Origin of the sequence: Pseudomonas sp. T8 (genome assembly GCF_024610635.1) — a bacterium.
In the GTDB taxonomy this organism is placed as follows: Bacteria; Pseudomonadota; Gammaproteobacteria; order Pseudomonadales; family Pseudomonadaceae; genus Aquipseudomonas; species Aquipseudomonas chlororaphis_I.
The window spans coordinates 5,320,200-5,342,643 of record NZ_CP102374.1; the positions used below are offsets into that span (position 1 = coordinate 5,320,200).

Here is a 22,444-nt window from a genome sequence, read left to right on the forward strand (position 1 = left end):
GTGAACAAGTGGTGGATTCCAGCTATTACAGCTCTGGCTTTGCTCAATGGTTGCGCCAGCGTGCAGCGTGGCTCGATTCCGGTGGTGGACTCCGGTACCTCCGTGTCCAATAGCGAGCGCATTTCGGCCAATGGTGGCTTTCGTCAGACGACCATCAAGCGTCCGGCGCAGGCACAGACTCAAAGTATTCCGCAGGACTCGGGCGTGGTGGTGATGGTGCCGGGCGGGGCTGCGGCCACTGCCGCGCCAATCAGCAGCGCGCCGATTACCCCGGGCCCGATCACGCCTGGACCTATCGATACCTCACCGATCCAGTCCGCGCCGATCAATCAGGGCAGCTACAGCCTGCCGCCGACGCCGAGCGGAGTGCCTTCGGCCAGCTCTGGCGGGCTGTCCGCCGATGAGCAACTGGATGGTCCGGTGCTGGCGCTGTTGACCACGGCCCAGCAGCAACAGGCGAGTGGCGACCTGAACGGCGCTTCCTCCAGCCTCGAGCGCGCCCAGCGTGTAGCACCGCGTGAGCCGCAGGTGCTGTATCGCCTGGCCCAGGTACGCATGGCCCAGGGCGATGCAGCGCAGGCTGAACAGTTTGCCCGTCGCGGCCTGAGCTTCGCCAACGGTCGTCCTGACCTGCAGGCCAGCCTGTGGGCATTGATCGCCCAGGCGCGCGAGAAACAGGGCGATGCCGCCGGTGCCGCTCAGGCCCGACAGAAAGCCAAGGTGTCTCTGTGATGGATGCGCGTTTTCCAAAGATTGCCGAGCAGTTGCTGTTGATCGAGCGTGAGCTGCGGTTGCAGGGGTTGTGGGATGACACCCCGCCGAGCACCGAGGCCCTGGCCAGTGTCGAGCCGTTTGCCGTGGACACACTGGAGTTCGAGCAATGGTTGCAGTGGATCTTCCTGCCGCGGATGAAGGCGATTCTTGAGCAGGACCTGCCGCTGCCCAGCGCCTCGGGCATCCAGGAAATGGCCGAAGTGGTATTCGCCGGTCGCCCGATGCAGGGCCGGGACCTTCAGTTGCAGATCCTGCTCAAAGAGTTCGACCAACTGATCGTCGCCACCCGCTAAACCCTCTGCAACCACTGCCTAGCGGCAGTGGTTGTCTATCGCCTTCTGCGTTTCCACGATGCGCTGCTGACGCTGTTCCTCGGTCAGGCGGCGCGTTCCCTCCTCTGTGTTCTCGCTCAGGCGCGGGTTGTTCTGCAACTGCGCCAGGCTGGCCCGTGCCTGTGTGCAAAAACGCTTGCGCTCGGCTTCCTGTCTGGCGACCTGTTGTTTGGCCTGGTTGTCCATGACCTGTTGCTGGGTGTCCGGCTTGTCGGGTGACGGCGTACGGGACGCACCTTTCGGGTTTTTCGGCAGGGTGATGACGGTGCTGGCCACGCCTTGGGGTGGCTGGGCGTCGAAATGGGTGACTCCCTGGGCGTCGACCCATTTGTAAATCTGCCCGGCCTGGCACGGGAGAGTCATGGCGAGCAGCAGGCCGGCGGTCATGGCGAAGGTTCGCATTTTTGAATTCCTTATCCAGGATTGCGCAATTGAAGCGCAGACACTCGCGGTTTACAGGTTTTTTCTTGCGTTCTCATGCGCTTAGTTCGAATAAAGCACATTGACGTCTTGACTTGCAGAGGGCGAAACAGAAGAATCCAAAGTCCGCTGTAGAGGGACTGCCAGAAGCAGACCCGCTCGGCAGAACATGAGGCGCACATCCGCGCCGACCTGCTACACCCGCAACGCGTTACCTCGCGCTGGGTGGGAAAACCCCGCAACACTTGGGGCACTCCCAATACTTGCTCAGTCAGTGCTGACGTAGTCGGCGACCACCGTCGCTCATGCTCTGCTGAGAAGTAAACCTATTAAGACCCGTCCCCTTTCAAGAGGGCGGTATTCTGGCGTTTTAGAGGTGAACAACGTGGAGCTTTTATCTGGCGGTGAGATGCTCGTCCGCTTTTTGCGTGACGAAGGCGTCAAATATATCTATGGGTACCCGGGTGGTGCTCTCCTTCATGTCTACGATGCCCTGTTCAAAGAACCGGAAGTGACCCACATCCTGGTTCGTCACGAGCAAGCGGCTACCCATATGGCTGACGGCTACGCCCGTGCCACCGGCAAGGCCGGTGTGGTACTGGTGACTTCCGGCCCTGGCGCGACCAATGCCATCACCGGTATCGCCACTGCCTATATGGACTCCATTCCAATGGTGATCATTTCCGGTCAGGTGCCTAGCACCATGGTCGGTACCGACGCGTTCCAGGAAACCGACATGATCGGTATCTCCCGGCCGATCGTGAAGCATAGCTTCATGATCAAGCACGCTTCGGAAATCCCGGAAGTCATGAAGAAGGCGTTCTACCTGGCGCAATCCGGTCGTCCGGGTCCAGTCGTGGTCGATGTCCCTAAGGACATGACCAATCCGGCTGAAAAGTTCGAATACGTTTTCCCTAAAAAAGCGAAGCTGCGCTCCTACAGCCCGGCTGTGCGCGGTCACTCCGGGCAAATCCGCAAGGCGGCAGAAATGCTCCTGGCGGCCAAGCGTCCTGTGCTGTACGCAGGCGGCGGCGTGATCCTCGGTGGCGGCTCCGCGCCTCTGACTGAACTGGCACAAATGCTCAACCTGCCGGTCACCAATACCCTGATGGGCTTGGGTGCCTACCCTGGCACCGACCGTCAGTTCGTTGGCATGCTCGGCATGCACGGCAGCTACACCGCCAACCTGACCATGCACCATGCCGATGTGATCCTGGCAGTCGGCGCGCGTTTCGACGACCGTGTCATCAACGGCCCGGCGAAATTCTGCCCGAACGCCAAGATCATCCATGTCGACATCGACCCGGCGTCCATCTCCAAGACCATCAAGGCAGACGTGCCGATCGTGGGGCCGGTAGAGAGCGTCCTGACCGAAATGGTCGCGGCCCTCAAGGAAATCGGCGAAACCCCGAACAAGGACACAGTCGCCAGTTGGTGGAAGCAGATCGAGGAGTGGCGCGGTGATCGCGGCCTGTTCCCTTACGACAAGGGCGACGGCAGCATCATCAAGCCGCAGACCGTGATCGAGACCCTCTGCGAAGTGACCAAGGGCGACGCCTATGTGACTTCCGACGTGGGTCAGCACCAGATGTTCGCGGCGCAGTACTACCGGTTCAACAAGCCCAATCGCTGGATCAACTCCGGTGGCCTGGGCACGATGGGCTTTGGTTTCCCTGCGGCCATGGGCGTCAAGTTGAGTTTCCCTGATGCTGACGTTGCCTGTGTAACGGGCGAGGGCAGTATCCAGATGAACATTCAGGAACTGTCGACCTGCCTGCAGTACGACCTGCCGGTCAAGATCATCAACCTGAACAACGGTGCGCTGGGTATGGTGCGTCAGTGGCAGGACATGAACTACGGTAGCCGTCACTCGCATTCCTACATGGAATCGCTGCCTGATTTCGTCAAGCTGGCCGAAGCCTATGGGCACGTGGGCATTCGCGTCACGGACCTGAAGGACCTGAAGCCGAAGATGGAAGAAGCATTCGCCATGAAAGATCGTCTGGTGTTCCTCGACATCCAGGTCGATACCAGCGAGCACGTCTACCCGATGCAGATCAAAGACGGCTCCATGCGCGATATGTGGCTGAGCAAGACGGAGCGTACTTAATCATGCGGCACATTATCTCCTTGCTTCTGGAAAACGAACCGGGCGCCTTGTCTCGTGTGGTTGGCCTGTTTTCGCAGCGCAACTACAACATCGAAAGCCTGACCGTGGCGCCGACCGAAGACCCGACCCTGTCGCGTCTGACGCTGACCACCGTGGGGCACGATGAAATCATCGAGCAGATCACCAAGAACCTGAACAAGCTGGTTGAAGTGGTCAAGCTGGTCGACCTGTCGGAAAGCGCTCACATCGAGCGCGAGCTGATGCTGGTCAAGGTCAAGGCCACCGGCGCCCAGCGCGCCGAGGTCAAGCGCACTACCGATATTTACCGTGGGCAGATCGTCGACGTCAGTGCCAGCGTGTATACCGTTCAATTGACCGGTACCAGCGACAAGCTCGACAGTTTCATCCAGTCGATCGGCACCGCCTCGATTCTGGAAACCGTACGCAGTGGCGTCACCGGCATTGCCCGTGGCGATAAAGTACTCAGCATCTAACTCAAATTAGCGAACGGCCTGAACGGCCTGATATAGGGGAAATTCATGAAAGTTTTCTACGATAAAGACTGCGACCTCTCGATCATCCAGGGCAAGAAAGTTGCCATCATCGGTTACGGTTCCCAGGGCCACGCTCAAGCGTGCAACCTGAAAGACTCCGGCGTCGACGTGACCGTTGGCCTGCGTAAAGGCTCGGCTACCGTTGCCAAGGCTGAAGCCCATGGCCTGAAAGTGACCGACGTTGCCGCGGCCGTTGCCGGCGCCGACCTGGTCATGATCCTGACCCCGGACGAGTTCCAGTCCCAGCTGTACAAGAACGAAATCGAGCCGAACATCAAGAAGGGCGCCACCCTGGCCTTCTCCCACGGCTTCGCGATCCACTACAACCAGGTTGTTCCGCGCGCCGACCTCGACGTGATCATGATCGCGCCGAAGGCCCCGGGTCACACCGTGCGTTCCGAGTTCGTCAAGGGCGGCGGTATCCCTGACCTGATCGCTATCTACCAGGACGCTTCCGGCAACGCCAAGAACGTTGCTCTGTCCTACGCCGCTGGCGTGGGCGGCGGCCGTACCGGCATCATCGAAACCACCTTCAAGGACGAGACTGAAACCGACCTGTTCGGCGAGCAGGCTGTTCTGTGTGGCGGTACCGTCGAGCTGGTCAAAGCCGGTTTCGAAACCCTGGTCGAAGCTGGCTACGCGCCAGAAATGGCCTACTTCGAATGCCTGCACGAACTGAAGCTGATCGTTGACCTCATGTACGAAGGCGGTATCGCCAACATGAACTACTCGATCTCCAACAACGCCGAGTACGGCGAGTACGTGACCGGCCCTGAAGTGATCAACGCCGAATCCCGTCAGGCCATGCGCAACGCTCTGAAGCGCATCCAGGACGGCGAATACGCCAAGATGTTCATCAGCGAAGGCGCCACCGGCTACCCATCGATGACCGCCAAGCGTCGTAACAACGCCGCTCACGGTATCGAAATCATCGGTGAACAACTGCGTTCGATGATGCCGTGGATCGGTGCCAACAAAATCGTCGACAAAGCCAAGAACTAAGTTCGAGTCTTGTCAGGGAAAACGCGGCCTAGGCCGCGTTTTTTCGTTTGGATAGACAGGTTCTGGTATAAAGCTGGATCCTTTGTGGTCCAATCATGACCCTGGGTATCGTCGAAACTTTTCACACCGTTGCAAGGTAATGTCCATGAGCGAACGTCCCGAAGAGCCAAACCAGGCCTCTGACGCCGATAGCCTGCTACCCATCGATGAGCATGTCGAAGAGGGGCATGACGCTGAAGGCCGTAAAGTCCGGCATCGTGGTATCTATCTGCTGCCGAACCTCTTCACCACCGCGAACCTGTTCGCCGGTTTCTACTCGATCATCAATTCCATGAGTGCCCAGAGCGCGTTGAGCGCCGGTGACGCGGCAGGAGCGAGCAAGTATTTCGCGTTCGCGGCCATCGCGATCTTTGTCGCCATGGTGCTCGATGGCCTGGACGGGCGCGTAGCCCGCATGACCAATACCCAGAGCGCTTTTGGCGCTGAGTATGACTCGCTGTCCGACATGGTTGCCTTCGGCGTTGCGCCTGCCTTGCTGGCCTTTGGTTGGGCGCTGGGTGACATGGGCAAGGTCGGCTGGATGGTCGCCTTCATCTATGTAGCTGGCGCGGCGTTGCGTCTGGCTCGTTTCAACACCCAGGTGGGGACTGCCGACAAGCGCTACTTCATCGGCCTGGCCAGCCCGGCCGCGGCGGGTGTGGTGGCCGGTATCGTCTGGGCATTCAGCGATTACGGTATCCAGGGTTCGAAGATGTCGTTCCTGGTGGCGCTGATGGTCGCGGCGGCCGGCATGCTGATGGTCAGTAATATCAAGTACAACAGCTTCAAGGAGCTGGATCTGAAGGGGCGCGTACCTTTCGTGGCGATCCTCGCCGTGGTTCTGGTATTCGCCGTGGTCTTCAGTGATCCGCCGCGGATTTTGTTGCTGGTTTTCCTCGCCTACGCAGCCTCTGGCCCGATTCAGTACTTGTTGCATCTTCGTCGGCGCAAAACGTTGCCTTAATGTAATTTCCCCCATACTCCGCAGTCTATTGGTGCATCAGTCCTCCAATGCTGCGGAGTTGCCATGTTGATCAAAGTCCCCAAGTCGTCTGACTGCAAAGAGTCGGATGTCACGCCTGAATCCCTTTATGTCTCTCGTCGTAGCCTGTTGGGCGGGGCCATTGCCGGTCTGGCTGCCTGTGCGCTGCCGCGTTGGGCCAGTGCCGAAGACGCGGGGCGCTATCCGGATGTCGAGCCTGGCAAGGCACCGTCATGGTTTGTGCAAAAACTACCGGAAACAAAATGGCAGGCGGTCAACGTCAAGGATGAGGCGATCACCCCGTTCAAGGACGCCACCCACTACAACAACTTCTATGAGTTCGGTACCGACAAGGGCGACCCGGCTGCCAATGCCGGCGCGCTGAAAACCGAACCCTGGAGCGTGGTGGTGGACGGGGAGGTGGGTAAACCAGGGCGTTATGCGCTGGAAGACTTCATGAAGCCTTATCGGTTGGAAGAGCGGATCTACCGGCTGCGTTGTGTCGAGGCCTGGTCCATGGTGATTCCCTGGATCGGTTTCCCGATTTCCGAGTTGCTCAAGCAGGTCGAGCCAACTTCGAAGGCCAAATACATCCGCTTCGAAACCCTTCAGGACCCTAAAAGCATGCCCGGTCAGCGTTCGGGTTTTGCCCTGATCGACTGGCCTTATGTAGAAGGCCTGCGCCTGGATGAGGCGATGCACCCGCTGGCGATTCTGGCCGTGGGGATGTATGGCCGCGAGCTGCCTAACCAGAACGGCGCGCCATTGCGTTTGGTGGTGCCCTGGAAGTACGGCTTCAAGAGCATCAAGTCCATCGTGCGCATCAGTCTGGTGGAGGAGCAGCCGAAAACCACCTGGCAAAGCATCGCCGCCAATGAGTACGGCTTTTACGCGAACGTGAATCCTACGGTTGATCACCCTCGCTGGACTCAGGCGCGCGAGCGTCGCCTGCCTAGCGGCCTGTTCAGTCCCAATGTGCGTGAGACGCAGATGTTCAACGGCTACGCGGATGAAGTCGCTTCTTTATATACCGGCCTGGATCTGCGGAAGAACTACTGATGCGCTATCCATTCTGGCGCCTTGGCGTCTTTATCGTTGCGGCTATCTGGCCTTTGCTCTGGTTGTACCAGGCTTGGGCCTCTGCTCTCGGACCCGATCCAGGGAAAGTGCTGGTCGATCGTCTGGGGTTGGGGACGCTGATCTTTTTGCTGATCACCCTGAGCATGACCCCTCTACAGAAACTGACGGGGTGGGCGGGCTGGATCGCGGTACGCCGACAGCTCGGTTTGTGGTGCTTTGCTTATGTGGTGCTGCATTTAAGTGCCTACGCCGTATTTATCCTCGGGCTCGATTGGTCACAGCTGGGAGTGGAGTTGCGTAAGCGGCCCTACATTATTGTAGGAAGCCTGGGGTTCCTCGGGTTGTTGGCCTTGGCGGTGACTTCCAATAGATACAGCCAGCGTCGCCTGGGCAGTCGTTGGAAGAAACTGCATCGGTTGGTCTATCTCATTCTTGGGCTGGGTTTACTGCATATGCTCTGGATTGTTCGAGCCGATCTTAAAGAGTGGGCTATCTATGCTTCTATCGGCGCATTGTTATTACTGTTGCGGCTGCCGCCGGTGACACGTCGAATCCCCCGTTTAATGGTGAAAAAACCATCTTCTGCAACAAAAGCGTAATTAGGGGTTGACGGCAGATTCTGGAAGTCTATAATTCGCCCCACTTCCGGCGCAGTCGAAACGGAAAACTACTTGAGATTCAATGAGTTACGCGGTTTTCGACAGCGGTTACGCTTCAGTTCATCGAAGCCCGAAGGAGTCGGTTCGGCAGTGTGTTTTCGCCGGATTGACGGTTCGATCTTCTCGGTCGAAAGCGGAGAAAAAGAGGTGTTGACAGCAGCGTGTAACGCTGTAGAATTCGCCTCCCGCTGACGAGAGATCGGAAGCGCAAGTGGTTGAAGTTGCAAAGGAAACTTTGAAAACTTCTTAAAATAACCGCTTGACAGATACAGAGGCTGCTGTAGAATGCGCGCCTCGGTTGAGACGAAAGACTTAACCAACCGCTCTTTAACAACTGAATCAAGCAATTCGTGTGGGTGCTTGTGGAGTCAGACTGATAGTCAGAAAGATTATCAGCATCACAAGTTACTCCGCGAGAAATCAAAGATGTAACCAACGATTGCTGAGCCAAGTTTAGGGTTTTCTCAAAACCCAAAGATGTTTGAACTGAAGAGTTTGATCATGGCTCAGATTGAACGCTGGCGGCAGGCCTAACACATGCAAGTCGAGCGGTAGAGAGAAGCTTGCTTCTCTTGAGAGCGGCGGACGGGTGAGTAATGCCTAGGAATCTGCCTGGTAGTGGGGGATAACGTTCGGAAACGGACGCTAATACCGCATACGTCCTACGGGAGAAAGCAGGGGACCTTCGGGCCTTGCGCTATCAGATGAGCCTAGGTCGGATTAGCTAGTTGGTGAGGTAATGGCTCACCAAGGCGACGATCCGTAACTGGTCTGAGAGGATGATCAGTCACACTGGAACTGAGACACGGTCCAGACTCCTACGGGAGGCAGCAGTGGGGAATATTGGACAATGGGCGAAAGCCTGATCCAGCCATGCCGCGTGTGTGAAGAAGGTCTTCGGATTGTAAAGCACTTTAAGTTGGGAGGAAGGGTGCTTACCTAATACGTGAGTATTTTGACGTTACCGACAGAATAAGCACCGGCTAACTCTGTGCCAGCAGCCGCGGTAATACAGAGGGTGCAAGCGTTAATCGGAATTACTGGGCGTAAAGCGCGCGTAGGTGGTTCGTTAAGTTGGATGTGAAATCCCCGGGCTCAACCTGGGAACTGCATCCAAAACTGGCGAGCTAGAGTATGGTAGAGGGTGGTGGAATTTCCTGTGTAGCGGTGAAATGCGTAGATATAGGAAGGAACACCAGTGGCGAAGGCGACCACCTGGACTGATACTGACACTGAGGTGCGAAAGCGTGGGGAGCAAACAGGATTAGATACCCTGGTAGTCCACGCCGTAAACGATGTCAACTAGCCGTTGGGAGCCTTGAGCTCTTAGTGGCGCAGCTAACGCATTAAGTTGACCGCCTGGGGAGTACGGCCGCAAGGTTAAAACTCAAATGAATTGACGGGGGCCCGCACAAGCGGTGGAGCATGTGGTTTAATTCGAAGCAACGCGAAGAACCTTACCAGGCCTTGACATCCAATGAACTTTCCAGAGATGGATTGGTGCCTTCGGGAACATTGAGACAGGTGCTGCATGGCTGTCGTCAGCTCGTGTCGTGAGATGTTGGGTTAAGTCCCGTAACGAGCGCAACCCTTGTCCTTAGTTACCAGCACGTAATGGTGGGCACTCTAAGGAGACTGCCGGTGACAAACCGGAGGAAGGTGGGGATGACGTCAAGTCATCATGGCCCTTACGGCCTGGGCTACACACGTGCTACAATGGTCGGTACAGAGGGTTGCCAAGCCGCGAGGTGGAGCTAATCCCATAAAACCGATCGTAGTCCGGATCGCAGTCTGCAACTCGACTGCGTGAAGTCGGAATCGCTAGTAATCGCGAATCAGAATGTCGCGGTGAATACGTTCCCGGGCCTTGTACACACCGCCCGTCACACCATGGGAGTGGGTTGCACCAGAAGTAGCTAGTCTAACCTTCGGGAGGACGGTTACCACGGTGTGATTCATGACTGGGGTGAAGTCGTAACAAGGTAGCCGTAGGGGAACCTGCGGCTGGATCACCTCCTTAATCGACGACATCAGCTGCTTCATAAGCTCCCACACGAATTGCTTGATTCATTGAAGAAGACGATTGGGTCTGTAGCTCAGTTGGTTAGAGCGCACCCCTGATAAGGGTGAGGTCGGCAGTTCGAATCTGCCCAGACCCACCAATTACTGGTGCACCCTGTAGCGATACGGGGCCATAGCTCAGCTGGGAGAGCGCCTGCCTTGCACGCAGGAGGTCAGCGGTTCGATCCCGCTTGGCTCCACCATTACAGATTGGTGTCCATCGTTTAAAGCTTAGAAATGAGCATTCCGCTGATTGGCGATGAATGTTGATTTCTGATCTTTATCAGAATCGTTCTTTAAAAATTTGGGTATGTGATAGAAAGATAGACTGGATAGCACTTTCACTGGTGTTTATTCAGGCTAAGGTAAAATTTGTGAGTTTAATCGCGAATTTTCGGCGAATGTCGTCTTCACAGTATAACCAGATTGCTTGGGGTTATATGGTCAAGTGAAGAAGCGCATACGGTGGATGCCTTGGCAGTCAGAGGCGATGAAAGACGTGGTAGCCTGCGAAAAGCTTCGGGGAGTCGGCAAACAGACTTTGATCCGGAGATGTCTGAATGGGGGAACCCAGCCATCATAAGATGGTTATCTTGTACTGAATACATAGGTGCAAGAGGCGAACCAGGGGAACTGAAACATCTAAGTACCCTGAGGAAAAGAAATCAACCGAGATTCCCTTAGTAGTGGCGAGCGAACGGGGACTAGCCCTTAAGTGGCTTTGAGATTAGCGGAACGCTCTGGAAAGTGCGGCCATAGTGGGTGATAGCCCTGTACGCGAAAGTCTCTTAGTCATGAAATCGAGTAGGACGGAGCACGAGAAACTTTGTCTGAATATGGGGGGACCATCCTCCAAGGCTAAATACTACTGACTGACCGATAGTGAACTAGTACCGTGAGGGAAAGGCGAAAAGAACCCCGGAGAGGGGAGTGAAATAGATCCTGAAACCGTATGCGTACAAGCAGTGGGAGCAGACTTTGTTCTGTGACTGCGTACCTTTTGTATAATGGGTCAGCGACTTATATTCAGTGGCGAGCTTAACCGAATAGGGGAGGCGTAGCGAAAGCGAGTCTTAATAGGGCGTTTAGTCGCTGGGTATAGACCCGAAACCGGGCGATCTATCCATGGGCAGGTTGAAGGTTAGGTAACACTGACTGGAGGACCGAACCGACTACCGTTGAAAAGTTAGCGGATGACCTGTGGATCGGAGTGAAAGGCTAATCAAGCTCGGAGATAGCTGGTTCTCCTCGAAAGCTATTTAGGTAGCGCCTCATGTATCACTGTAGGGGGTAGAGCACTGTTTCGGCTAGGGGGTCATCCCGACTTACCAAACCGATGCAAACTCCGAATACCTACAAGTGCCGAGCATGGGAGACACACGGCGGGTGCTAACGTCCGTCGTGAAAAGGGAAACAACCCAGACCGTCAGCTAAGGTCCCAAAGTTATGGTTAAGTGGGAAACGATGTGGGAAGGCTTAGACAGCTAGGAGGTTGGCTTAGAAGCAGCCACCCTTTAAAGAAAGCGTAATAGCTCACTAGTCGAGTCGGCCTGCGCGGAAGATGTAACGGGGCTCAAACCATACACCGAAGCTACGGGTATCACGTAAGTGATGCGGTAGAGGAGCGTTCTGTAAGCCTGTGAAGGTGAGTTGAGAAGCTTGCTGGAGGTATCAGAAGTGCGAATGCTGACATGAGTAACGACAATGGGTGTGAAAAACACCCACGCCGAAAGACCAAGGTTTCCTGCGCAACGTTAATCGACGCAGGGTTAGTCGGTCCCTAAGGCGAGGCTGAAAAGCGTAGTCGATGGAAAACAGGTTAATATTCCTGTACTTCTAGTTATTGCGATGGAGGGACGGAGAAGGCTAGGCCAGCTTGGCGTTGGTTGTCCAAGTTTAAGGTGGTAGGCTGGAATCTTAGGTAAATCCGGGGTTCTAAGGCCGAGAGCTGATGACGAGTTACCTTTTAGGTGACGAAGTGGTTGATGCCATGCTTCCAAGAAAAGCTTCTAAGCTTCAGATAACTAGGAACCGTACCCCAAACCGACACAGGTGGTTGGGTAGAGAATACCAAGGCGCTTGAGAGAACTCGGGTGAAGGAACTAGGCAAAATGGCACCGTAACTTCGGGAGAAGGTGCGCCGGTGAGGGTGAAGGACTTGCTCCGTAAGCCCATGCCGGTCGAAGATACCAGGCCGCTGCGACTGTTTATTAAAAACACAGCACTCTGCAAACACGAAAGTGGACGTATAGGGTGTGACGCCTGCCCGGTGCCGGAAGGTTAATTGATGGGGTTAGCTAACGCGAAGCTCTTGATCGAAGCCCCGGTAAACGGCGGCCGTAACTATAACGGTCCTAAGGTAGCGAAATTCCTTGTCGGGTAAGTTCCGACCTGCACGAATGGCGTAACGATGGCGGCGCTGTCTCCACCCGAGACTCAGTGAAATTGAAATCGCTGTGAAGATGCAGTGTATCCGCGGCTAGACGGAAAGACCCCGTGAACCTTTACTATAGCTTTGCACTGGACTTTGAATTTGCTTGTGTAGGATAGGTGGGAGGCTTTGAAGCGTGGACGCCAGTTCGCGTGGAGCCATCCTTGAAATACCACCCTGGCAACTTTGAGGTTCTAACTCAGGTCCGTTATCCGGATCGAGGACAGTGTATGGTGGGTAGTTTGACTGGGGCGGTCTCCTCCTAAAGAGTAACGGAGGAGTACGAAGGTGCGCTCAGACCGGTCGGAAATCGGTCGTAGAGTATAAAGGCAAAAGCGCGCTTGACTGCGAGACAGACACGTCGAGCAGGTACGAAAGTAGGTCTTAGTGATCCGGTGGTTCTGTATGGAAGGGCCATCGCTCAACGGATAAAAGGTACTCCGGGGATAACAGGCTGATACCGCCCAAGAGTTCATATCGACGGCGGTGTTTGGCACCTCGATGTCGGCTCATCACATCCTGGGGCTGAAGCCGGTCCCAAGGGTATGGCTGTTCGCCATTTAAAGTGGTACGCGAGCTGGGTTTAGAACGTCGTGAGACAGTTCGGTCCCTATCTGCCGTGGACGTTTGAGATTTGAGAGGGGCTGCTCCTAGTACGAGAGGACCGGAGTGGACGAACCTCTGGTGTTCCGGTTGTCACGCCAGTGGCATTGCCGGGTAGCTATGTTCGGAAAAGATAACCGCTGAAAGCATCTAAGCGGGAAACTTGCCTCAAGATGAGATCTCACTGGAACCTTGAGTTCCCTAAAGGGCCGTCGAAGACTACGACGTTGATAGGTTGGGTGTGTAAGCGCTGTGAGGCGTTGAGCTAACCAATACTAATTGCCCGTGAGGCTTGACCATATAACACCCAAGCAATTTGCTTAAGAGCGAGTTGCGGTGTGTGAAGACGAAACGAACCGAAAGTTTGCACTACTCACAAAAGCACCACAAAGCTATTACATACCCAATTTGCTGAAGCGTCGAAAGACGACTCGGCACACCGAATTTCTTGACGACCATAGAGCATTGGAACCACCTGATCCCATCCCGAACTCAGAAGTGAAACGATGCATCGCCGATGGTAGTGTGGGGTTTCCCCATGTGAGAGTAGGTCATCGTCAAGATTAAATTCCGAAACCCCAATTGCGAAAGCAATTGGGGTTTTGTCTTTGGCGCGCAGAAAAACGGTTCTTATCTCCAAACAATTTTGCACAGTTATTTTCGGGACGGACCTCTAGAATAGCTCCACGCCTTTTCAGAGCCAGAGCCTTGTATGTCAGATACGGTTGACGCCCCCGGGCTGTCGGAGTTGCCGCTGGATGACCTGGTGGCCTGCCACGAATGCGACTTGCTGATGCGCAAGCCAGAGCTGGCCCACGGAGAAAAAGCCCAGTGTCCCCGCTGTGGTTATGAGTTATACGCACACCGTCATAATGTCGTGGATCGCAGCCTGGCATTGGTTATTGCCGCGCTACTGCTCTATGTCCCCGCGAACTTTTTACCCATCATGCAGCTCAATCTACTCGGACAATCCTCGGAGGACACCGTGTGGAGCGGCGTCGTCGGTTTGTTCAATACCGATATGCAAGGCGTGGCAGTGGTGGTGTTTCTCTGCAGCATGGGTATTCCACTGCTCAAGCTGGTCTGCCAGTTGCTCGTACTCCTGAGCATTCGCCTGGACATAGGTCGCAGTTACGGCCTGCTGCTGTACCGCATTTACCACCACTTGCGGGACTGGGGCATGCTCGAGGTCTACCTGATGGGCGTATTGGTCGCCATCGTCAAGCTGGCGGACCTGGCTGCCATGACGGTCGGCCTGGGGCTGGTATGTTTTGTCAGTTTGTTATTGGTTCAGGTGTGGCTGGAGGTGGTCATGTCGCCCCATCAGATATGGGATGCCTTGGCGGGGGAGGATGCGCATGAGAGCAATTGATGCGGGCATTCTGGTCTGTAACGAATGCCATGAGCTGAACAGGCAGGAACCCGATACCGATGAGCAGACCTGCACCCGCTGCGGGGCCCTGGTGCATGCTCGTCGCCCCAACAGCATCATGCGTACCTGGGCGCTGCTGATTACCGCGGCAATCCTGTACATCCCGGCCAATGTGCTGCCGATCATGACGGTCACGTCGCTCGGCCAGGGTGATCCCAGCACCATCATGTCGGGGGTGATCGTACTGGTGCAGCACGGCATGATCCCGATTGCCGCGGTGGTGTTCATCGCCAGTATTTTGGTGCCCACTTTCAAACTGGTGGGGATTGCCCTGTTGCTGTTTTCGGTCCAGCGCCACCAGCCGTTATCGGCGCGGCAACGCATTTGGATGTACCGCTTTATCGAGTTCATCGGCCGTTGGTCGATGCTGGATATCTTTGTGATCGCCATCCTGGTGGCGGTGGTGAATTTCGGTCGACTTGCCAGCATCGAGGCCAACCTCGGTGCGGTGGCCTTTGCCAGCGTGGTGATTCTGACGATGCTCGCCGCAGTAACTTTTGATCCCCGACTGATCTGGGATAACACGGAGTCGGACGACGACAATGAGTGATTTGCCTAAAGCTAAAACCCGTCCGGCTTCGAACTGGTCGGCCATCTGGGTCCTGCCCCTGATCGCGCTGGTGATTGGTGGATGGTTGGGCTGGCGTGCCTATAGCCAGACCGGTATCGAGGTCCAGGTGCGCTTTGAAAGTGGCGAGGGCATCCAGGCCAACAAGACCGAGGTGGTCTACAAAGGGATGTCGGTGGGCAAGGTCAAGGCCCTGGCCCTGGATGACGAAGGCAACACCAGAGGGGTGATTGCCACCGTCGAGATGAACAAGGACGTCCAGCAATACCTGAAGAGCAGTACCCGTTTCTGGCTGGTCAAGCCGAGCGTGACCCTGGCCGGGATCACTGGGCTGGAGACGCTGGTTTCGGGTAACTACATCGCCATCAGCCCGGGTGAGGGCGAGCCTGCGCGCAAGTTCAAGGCGCTGGCCGAAGAACCGCCGCTATCGGATGCCAAGCCGGGCCTGCATTTGACTATCAAGGCGGATCGCCTGGGCTCGCTGAATCGCGGTAGCCCGGTGTTCTACAAACAGATCCAGGTGGGTGAGGTGAAAAGCTACCTGCTCTCCGAAGACCAGAACACGGTCGAGATCAAAGTCTTTATCGAGCCGACCTACGCCAATCTGGTGCGCAAACATACGCGTTTCTGGAACGCCAGCGGCATCAGCATCGACGCCAACCTGTCCGGTGTGAAAGTACGTAGCGAATCCCTGGCCAGCATCGTCGCCGGCGGTATCGCCTTCGCTACCCCAGAGAATCGCCGGGATAGCCCGCCGACCGACCCGAGCCTGCCGTTCCGTCTCTACGAAGACTTCGACGCGGCGCAGGCGGGCATCCGGGTCAAGGTCAAGCTGAGTGACTTCGAAGGGCTCCAGGCAGGCCGCACGCCAGTCATGTACAAGGGGATCCAGGTCGGTAACCTGAAGGCCCTCAAGGTCGACCCCGATCTGTCCAGCGCCACGGCGGAGCTGACCCTGGACCCATTGGCCGAGGATTACCTGGTGCAAGGCACCCAGTTCTGGGTGGTCAAGCCTTCGATTTCCCTGGCGGGTATCACCGGCCTGGAAGCCTTGGTGAAGGGCAACTACATCGCGGTGCGCCCCGGTGACAAGGGCGGCGCTCCGCAACGCGAGTTCGAGGCGCGGCCCAAGGCGCCGCCGCTGGACCTGCGCTCCCCTGGCCTGCACCTGGTGCTGTTTACTGAAAACCTCGGTTCGCTGGAAGTGGGCAGCCCGATTCTGTACAAGCAGGTCAAGGTCGGCTCGGTGCAGAGCTACCAATTCTCGCGGACCCGCAAGCAGTTGGTCATCGGCGTGCACATCGAGAAGGAATACGAAGGGCTGGTAAACGGTTCGACGCGTTTCTGGAACGCCAGCGGCGTCACCTTGACCGGTGGCCTGACCGGCGGCATCCAGGTCAAGAGCGAGTCGCTGCAAAGCCTGATGGCCGGCGGTATCGCCTTCGACACGCCGGAACCCAATGTGCCGCTGAAAAAGCGCATCCCACGTTTCCGCCTGTATGCCGACAAGGAGCAGGCGACGCAGAAGGGCACGCTGATCAGCATCAAGGTCGATCGTGCCGATGGCCTGCGTTCGGGCACGCCTATCCGCTTCAAGGGCCTGGATGTCGGCAAGGTCGAAGACGTCGACCTGAGCGGCGACCTGCAGTCGGTGCTGCTCAAGGCCCGGATCACCGAGGTGCCGGAGCGTATCGCGCGGGTTGGCAGCCAGTTCTGGGTGGTGAAGCCGGAGCTCGGGTTGATCAAGACCGCCAACCTGGAAACCCTGGTGACCGGGCAGTACATCGAAGTGCAGCCGGCGGTGAAGAGTCTCGGTGCGCAAACCAGCTTTGTCGCCTTGCCCCAGCCACCGGAAGCCGCGGTCGCCGAGGCCGGCCTGAGCCTGGTGCTGAGCGCGGCGCGGCGTGGTTCGCTGAAGGTCGGTGTGCCGGTGACCTACCGTGAAGTGACGGTGGGCAAGGTTACCGGCTACGAGCTGGGCCAGACCGCCGACCGGGTCCTGATCCATATCCTGATCGAGCCCAAGTACGCGCCGCTGGTGCGTGGCGGCACGCGCTTCTGGAACAGCAGCGGGTTCGGTATCGACATCGGCCTGTTCAAGGGCGCGACGGTTCGCACCGAGTCGCTGGAAACCCTGATCCAGGGCGGTATCGCCTTTGCCACGCCGGATGGCGAGCGCATGGGCAGCCCGGCGCGGCCGGAGCAGACCTTCCCGTTGTTCGACAAATTCGAGGACGAGTGGCTGACCTGGGCGCCGAAAATTCCATTGGCTAAGTAGCTTTTGTAGGAGCGAGGCTTGCCCGAGATAGCGATGCATCTGTCAGATAGCTATCGCGGGCAAGCCGGATCTCCGTCCGCTCGCTCCTACAGAAGCAAAAAAGGCCGTGATCGAAAGATCACGGCCTTTTTGTTTTACGGCTTCGGGCGGGTTACACCTCGTCCAGCTCCGCTTCGGCTTCCGGCTCGACGTTCCGGGTGGCCTTGACCTGATCGTGACGGCGGATGTACTTCCAGTCCGCCTCGTCGATGTAGATACCGTTCGGGCCGCTGCCGCCTTCCAGGTCGATGGCGACCTGGGCTGACACCTGCGGTTTCACACTGGCCAGGATCGGTACGAAGCCCAGTTGCAGGCTGGTTTCCAGCAGCGCTGCCTGGTTCTTCTCGTCGATGTCCGCGGCCTCGTCGAGGTAGTACGGCAGGCGAATGCGCCCGGCCTGCTCGCGATCCATCAAGTGCAGCAACAGGTACATGTTGGTCAGCGCCTTGATGGTCATGGTGGTGCCGTTGGACGCTGCGCCATCGATATCGGTGTGGATCACCGGCTGGCCATTGACTTTGGTGATCTCGAACGCCAGCTCGAACAGGTCCTTGAGGCCCAACTGGTTGTGGTTGGCCGCTACCAGGCGCGCCAGGTATTCCTTGGCCTCTTCGTTCTTGTTGTCCTGCTCGGCGCTCTGGCTCAGGTCGAACACCGACAGGGTCTCGCCTTCCTCGTACTGGCCGGCGCTGTGGATGATCTGGTCGATGTGCTTGAGGGCTTCCTTGTTCGGCGCGAGGACGATACGGAAGCTCTGCAGGTTGGACACCTGGCGTTTGTTGATCTCGCGGTTGAACAGCGCCAACTGGTGCTCGAGGCTGTCGTAGTCGCTGCGGATGTTGCGCAGGGTCCGGGCGATATCGGTGACGGCCGCGCGACGCGCCTTGCCCAGGGTCAGGGCTTCGTCGGTGCGGTGCGCATAGGCGTTGATCAGCAACTGCAGGCGGCGCTCCATGTCGTCTTCGCTGTCGAACTTGGCCACGCCCTTGAGGCGCACCTGGGCGTACAGCGCCTCGATCTGGCCATCGACCCGTTGCAGGCCCTGCCAGCTGTCCTGGTAGTCGTTGAGCAGGGGCAGCAGGTTGTCCATGGAGTCGTCCACCGGCTCCATGAACGGTGTGCCGAACGGCAGGTCCGCCGGCAACAGCTGGCGACGGCGCAGGGCGTCGTCGAGGGTACGTTGCTTGGCTTCCATGTCGCTGATCTGCCGGCCTACCAGTTGCAGCTTGGCCGACAGTTGCTGGACGCGTTCGGTGAAGGCGTCGCTGGAGCGCTTGAGTTCGTCCTGGGCGGCTTCCATCTGCGCCAGTTGTTCCAGCTTCTCGCCTTCCTCGGCGCTCAGGGTCTGGGCGCGGCGGAAGTCTTCCAGGGCTTTCTGCGCATCCAGCACCTGCTGGTACAGCGCTTCGGTCTGGGTCTTGCTCGCGGCGCGGTCGGCCGCCACCGCGGCCTGGGTTTTCAGCTGCTTGAGTTCTTTGTCCAGGCGCTCTTTCTGGTCGCGCAGCGCTGCGCGGTCCGCCAGGGCCTGCAAGGCCGGCGGTTCGATGTGGGAAATGTCGATGGACAGGCCCGGCACTTCGAAGCGCTCGCCCTTGAAGCCATCGAGGATCAGCTCCACGGATTTGACCCAGTCGCCGTTCTCGTCCAGGGCGATGCCGTGTTCGCCCAGCGGCAGGCTGAACAATTGGCTGTTGAACAGGCGCATCAGGCGCTCGACGTCCTGCTGGGAGAACTCCTCGCGCAGGCGCGCATAGCTGTTGTTGTCGGCGTTATCGAGCTGCTGCTTGACCGACTTCAGGCGTTTTTCCAGGTCGCGCAGGCGCTCTTCCAGGTCCTCGGCGGAGAATTGCCGGGACTGGGCCAGGGCGCCAGCCAGTTCGTCGTGGGCATCCTTGGCCGCCAGCAGTTGCTGCTCCAGGACCTTGACGTCGTCCACCAGGGCGAAACGATGCTTGAGCACCGAGAGTTCGCCGAGCCAGCGCTGGGTGCCGGTGATTTCCCGTTCCAGGCGCATCATTTCCTGGGTGCTGCTGCGCTGGTCGTTCTGCAGCGCGTCCTGTTCGTTGCGGTAGTGCTCGGCCTGGACGGTCAGCTCTTCCTTGCGCGCACTGGCGTAGTCGGACCAGGTGCCCAGCAGCGAATCGAGCAGCGGTGACAGGCGATGCAGTTTGCCGCGCAGGATGTCGCGCTGCTTCACGCCGTTGCCCAGGGCTTCCACCAGGGGGCCTGCGGCCACCAGCGAGTTGTAGTCCTGCTCCATGCGGCGCACATCACGGAAGGCTTCTTCGCAGGCGGCGATGTAGTCGACGCTGCCGGAGCGCAGGCTGTGCTCGAAGGCGTCGAGGAACAGTTGCTTGAGCTTGGCCGCGGTGATTTCGCGCATGTGCAGCAGGTTGATGAACAGCGCGCGGAAGGTTTTCAGGCTCTGTTCGCTGGTGGAGCGCAGCGGGATCAGGGTCAGGTCCAGCGGAATCGAGGTATGCCCGCCCACCAGCAAGCGGCGCAGTTCATCCGGCTTGAGTTCATAAGCCTTCAGGCCCTGGCGCTCAAGGTTGGTGAACAGCTCCTTCAGTCGCAGGCAGGTGTCGTCCTTCTGGTAATGCGCCAGGTCCAGCGAGCCGGCATAGGCGAAGAACTGGTGACCGAAACTGCCGCCCGGACCGCGTCCGGCCACGCCGATCACGTGCGGGCCATGGGGCAGGGACACTTCCACCAGGATGTAGCTGGTATCGGTGGCGAAGTAGAAGCGCCGCGATTGTTCCAGGCTGTACTTGCCGAAGCTCATGTCCGACATGCGCGCCAGGATCGGGAATTGCAGGGCGTTGATCGAAGCCGACTTACCCAGGTTGTTCGCGCCGTAGACCGACAGCGGCTCTTCCAGCGGGAACAGGCCCAGGCTGTAGCCGGCGGTGTTCAAAAGGGCAAAGCGGCGGATGCCGTAGCGTTCCTTGCTCATGCGTCGAGCTCCTGTTCTTCGGCAATGGCGCGGGCCAGTGCGTCTTCTTCACTTTCTTCGGACTCGACGAATTCGCTGAGGTCCAGCGGATCGTCGGTCTGCAGCAGTTTTTCGTCGCTGTCTTCGTCGATCAGCACCGGCGTCGGCAACGGCAGCACGCTGTGCAGGCTGGCGGCCAGGTCACGGTCCTGCTGCACCGACAGGCAGACGTCGAGGAAGCGGTGCATCGGCGGCAGGAAGCGGTAGATGCCCGGCTCCTCGCCGGCAAAACCCAGTTGGGTCATGCGCCGCATGATTTTTTCTTCCAGTTCTTCATGGGTCTGTACTTCGGCCTGGATGAACAGGTCGCGGTACTTCTCCAGCAACGACGGCAGTTCGTCGCGGGCGAGGCTGCCGCCGTCGAGCACGGCGACCGGGTCGCGGCCCTGGTCGGCCAGGTGTTCCACCAGGATGAAGGTGAACAGCGCCAGGCGCTGGGCGGTCTTGTTCACCTGGGCGGCGGCGTTCTCCGGCACGAAGTAGTAGAAGCCGCGGGTGTCGCACACCAGTTCGAAACCCAGGGCCTTGAACAGGGTGCGGTACTGGTCCTGGAAGTTCGACAGCTGGGAATACAGCTCCGGGTCACGGCGGCTGATGTGATAGCCCTTGAACAGCTCGCGAAAGATCGGCGCCAGCTGGGACAGTTCGGAAAGATCAAGATGCATGGGGAGTGCTCGCAGAATTCTCGGTGACGTCATCGCGGGCCGAGAGCAGGGCGAAGGAGCGCAGGCTGACCTGGTGCTCGTGGGTGTGGTAGTCGCGGCGTTCCAGACGCTCGCGCTTGAAGCGTTTTTCCCGCGACAGGCGGGAGAACCAGTACAGCAGCTCGTCGGTGGCGCCGTCCGGTTCCTGCTCCAGCAGCCAGGTCATCAGGTCCGGCATCGGCAGCGCGTCTTCGCAGCGGTCGAGCATCTCGCGCACCGTGCGCGGCGCCCGTGGCGCATCGCCGCCCTTGTGGCTCTTGTGTGCCTTGGGGAAGCGCGTCGGCTTCGGCTCGAAGCTGGCCAGGGCGTAGACATAGGCCTCGACCTGGCCGGAGCTGCCGAGGAAGGTGCTCTGCGGTCGGGTGAACAGCGGCATGGCCGCTTGCGGCACGGCGTCGATGCCCTTGCGGCGGATGGCCGACAGGGCCAGGGCCGCGCCACGGGTCACGGCGTTGTGCCGGCGGGCTTCTTCCCGCAGCGGCAGCAGCAGTTCCCGGGCGTGACGCAAGGTCAGCTGGGCGCTGGTCTGCATTTCCAGGATCCGCGCGTGGGTGCGCAGCAGCATGTCGTCGTCCACCAGCTGGCCCAGGCGCTGCTGTTCGGTGAGCATGCGCAGCAGCACGTTCTCGACCTTGCGCACGCCTTGCTCGAAGGCGCCGTCGGCGTTCACCAGCTGGATCATCGGTTCGACGTATTCGTCCCAGGTGGCCAGTACCTCGGCGTACCGCTGGCGCAGGGGAATCTGCCGGTCGCTGGTCTTGGCCCGCTCGGCGACGGCCACCAGGGCCTGTTCGTCGTTGGCGAGCTTTTTCAGGACATCGCGCACGCGCATGTCCAGCAGGCGCAGCTGGCGGGCCAGGTCGTGGCCGTCGCGGATGTCGAAGGCGTCCTGGATATAACCGGCCAGGCGCTCGAGGTGGCGCAGGTAGGCTTCGATTTCCAGGCACAGGCCCAGGCGGTGCTCGCGCCGCAGGTAGGCGAGGAAGTCGTGGATCTGCGCGTTGAGCTCGAAACGGTTCGGGCTTTTCGCCACCGGAACCAGGATATCCAGGCGGATCCATACATCCAGCAGGCTGGTAATGTCCTGTGGCGTACTGTCAATTTGCTGTGCGGCCAGCTGTGAACGCAGTTCGGCGAGGCTCAGGGTGCCTTGGTCGAAGTGCTCGCACAGTGGCTCCAGAAGTGCCCAGTGTTCGGCGAGGGCGCGCAACACGCGCTTGGGTTCGATCATCGGAATGGCCGGCTGGTTGGCAATGAAAAGCGGCGATTGTACTGCATCGGAAGGCTGACGATTCACCCCTCGGTCTTGTCATGGGCTGGACGGGCGTTTTTTGTGGCGAATCAACTGCGGGCGATCTTCGACGAAGGACGGTAGAATCCC

The 22,444-nt window shown here is 58.4% G+C and carries 15 protein-coding genes, 2 tRNA genes and 3 rRNA genes; 16 read left to right on the top strand and 4 right to left on the bottom strand.

The features are described 5' to 3' along the window. Both NRG23_RS24095 and NRG23_RS24100 read left to right on the top strand, forming a co-directional pair. A complete protein-coding gene (locus NRG23_RS24095) occupies positions 1–732 on the top strand; it encodes a M48 family metallopeptidase (RefSeq protein WP_009050880.1) in 732 nt (243 codons plus the stop codon). Continuing rightward, on the top strand, positions 732–1,067 hold the full coding sequence (locus tag NRG23_RS24100) for a YqcC family protein (protein WP_009050879.1): 336 nt from the start codon (positions 732–734) through the stop codon (positions 1,065–1,067). Before NRG23_RS24095 ends, NRG23_RS24100 begins: the two co-directional genes overlap by 1 nt. 18 nt (positions 1,068–1,085) lie before the next feature. Here the strand turns inward: NRG23_RS24100 and NRG23_RS24105 are convergent, their stop codons facing one another. Then, positions 1,086–1,508 (bottom strand): DUF4124 domain-containing protein, encoded by a 423-nt coding sequence (locus NRG23_RS24105; protein ID WP_257372493.1) that lies wholly within the window; start codon positions 1,506–1,508, stop codon positions 1,086–1,088. Positions 1,509–1,911: 403 nt separating this feature from the next. Between NRG23_RS24105 and NRG23_RS24110 the strand changes: the two genes are divergently transcribed. The 14 genes from NRG23_RS24110 to NRG23_RS24175 all read left to right on the top strand — a co-directional run bounded on the left by NRG23_RS24110 (position 1,912) and on the right by NRG23_RS24175 (position 17,325). After that, positions 1,912–3,636, top strand: a complete 1,725-nt coding sequence (locus tag NRG23_RS24110; protein ID WP_007924621.1) for an acetolactate synthase 3 large subunit — start codon at positions 1,912–1,914, stop codon at positions 3,634–3,636. Positions 3,637–3,638: 2 nt separating this feature from the next. Next, entirely contained in the window at positions 3,639–4,130 is a 492-nt protein-coding gene (gene ilvN, locus NRG23_RS24115) for an acetolactate synthase small subunit (protein ID WP_007924620.1), read from the top strand. Positions 4,131–4,175: 45 nt separating this feature from the next. Beyond that, on the top strand, positions 4,176–5,192 hold the full coding sequence (gene ilvC, locus NRG23_RS24120; RefSeq protein ID WP_007959661.1) for a ketol-acid reductoisomerase: 1,017 nt from the start codon (positions 4,176–4,178) through the stop codon (positions 5,190–5,192). Positions 5,193–5,337: 145 nt separating this feature from the next. After that, complete coding sequence (gene pssA / locus NRG23_RS24125) at positions 5,338–6,195, top strand: CDP-diacylglycerol--serine O-phosphatidyltransferase (protein ID WP_009050877.1); 858 nt, start codon at positions 5,338–5,340, stop codon at positions 6,193–6,195. Positions 6,196–6,258: 63 nt separating this feature from the next. Beyond that, positions 6,259–7,272: a protein-methionine-sulfoxide reductase catalytic subunit MsrP gene (gene msrP / locus NRG23_RS24130; protein WP_028683401.1), complete on the top strand. Its 1,014-nt coding sequence runs from the start codon at positions 6,259–6,261 to the stop codon at positions 7,270–7,272. Beyond that, positions 7,272–7,892, top strand: coding sequence for a protein-methionine-sulfoxide reductase heme-binding subunit MsrQ (gene msrQ / locus NRG23_RS24135; protein ID WP_009050874.1), 621 nt, complete (start codon positions 7,272–7,274; stop codon positions 7,890–7,892). The genes msrP and msrQ overlap by 1 nt, the downstream gene beginning before the upstream one ends. A gap of 543 nt (positions 7,893–8,435) precedes the next feature. Beyond that, positions 8,436–9,972 (top strand): 16S ribosomal RNA (locus tag NRG23_RS24140). A gap of 65 nt (positions 9,973–10,037) precedes the next feature. Continuing rightward, positions 10,038–10,114 (top strand) — tRNA-Ile (locus NRG23_RS24145). A 26-nt stretch (positions 10,115–10,140) separates the two neighbouring features. Continuing rightward, a tRNA-Ala gene (locus tag NRG23_RS24150) sits at positions 10,141–10,216 on the top strand. A 239-nt stretch (positions 10,217–10,455) separates the two neighbouring features. Beyond that, positions 10,456–13,347 (top strand): 23S ribosomal RNA (locus NRG23_RS24155). A gap of 147 nt (positions 13,348–13,494) precedes the next feature. Continuing rightward, positions 13,495–13,610, top strand: a 5S ribosomal RNA gene (rrf, locus tag NRG23_RS24160). Together the 16S, 23S and 5S rRNA genes with 2 tRNA genes alongside form the textbook arrangement of a ribosomal RNA operon. Positions 13,611–13,759: 149 nt before the next feature. Continuing rightward, positions 13,760–14,419 carry a paraquat-inducible protein A gene (locus NRG23_RS24165; protein WP_257372504.1) on the top strand — a complete coding sequence of 220 codons (660 nt, stop codon included), beginning with the start codon at positions 13,760–13,762 and terminating at the stop codon, positions 14,417–14,419. After that, positions 14,406–15,029, top strand: a complete 624-nt coding sequence (locus tag NRG23_RS24170) for a paraquat-inducible protein A (RefSeq protein ID WP_007930128.1) — start codon at positions 14,406–14,408, stop codon at positions 15,027–15,029. Before NRG23_RS24165 ends, NRG23_RS24170 begins: the two co-directional genes overlap by 14 nt. Next, entirely contained in the window at positions 15,022–17,325 is a 2,304-nt protein-coding gene (locus tag NRG23_RS24175) for a PqiB family protein (protein WP_081359751.1), read from the top strand. The genes NRG23_RS24170 and NRG23_RS24175 overlap by 8 nt, the downstream gene beginning before the upstream one ends. A gap of 151 nt (positions 17,326–17,476) precedes the next feature. Here the strand turns inward: NRG23_RS24175 and mksF are convergent, their stop codons facing one another. From mksF to mksB, 3 genes are read right to left on the bottom strand one after another with little or no spacing between them, the layout of a single operon-like run. Then, complete coding sequence (mksF, locus tag NRG23_RS24180; RefSeq protein ID WP_009050871.1) at positions 17,477–20,320, bottom strand: Mks condensin complex protein MksF; 2,844 nt, start codon at positions 20,318–20,320, stop codon at positions 17,477–17,479. Beyond that, positions 20,317–21,024, bottom strand: a complete 708-nt coding sequence (gene mksE, locus NRG23_RS24185; RefSeq protein WP_016703649.1) for an Mks condensin complex protein MksE — start codon at positions 21,022–21,024, stop codon at positions 20,317–20,319. Before mksE ends, mksF begins: the two co-directional genes overlap by 4 nt. Beyond that, entirely contained in the window at positions 21,014–22,294 is a 1,281-nt protein-coding gene (gene mksB, locus NRG23_RS24190) for an Mks condensin complex protein MksB (RefSeq protein WP_038636868.1), read from the bottom strand. The genes mksE and mksB overlap by 11 nt, the downstream gene beginning before the upstream one ends. Between the last annotated feature and the right edge of the window lie 150 nt (positions 22,295–22,444).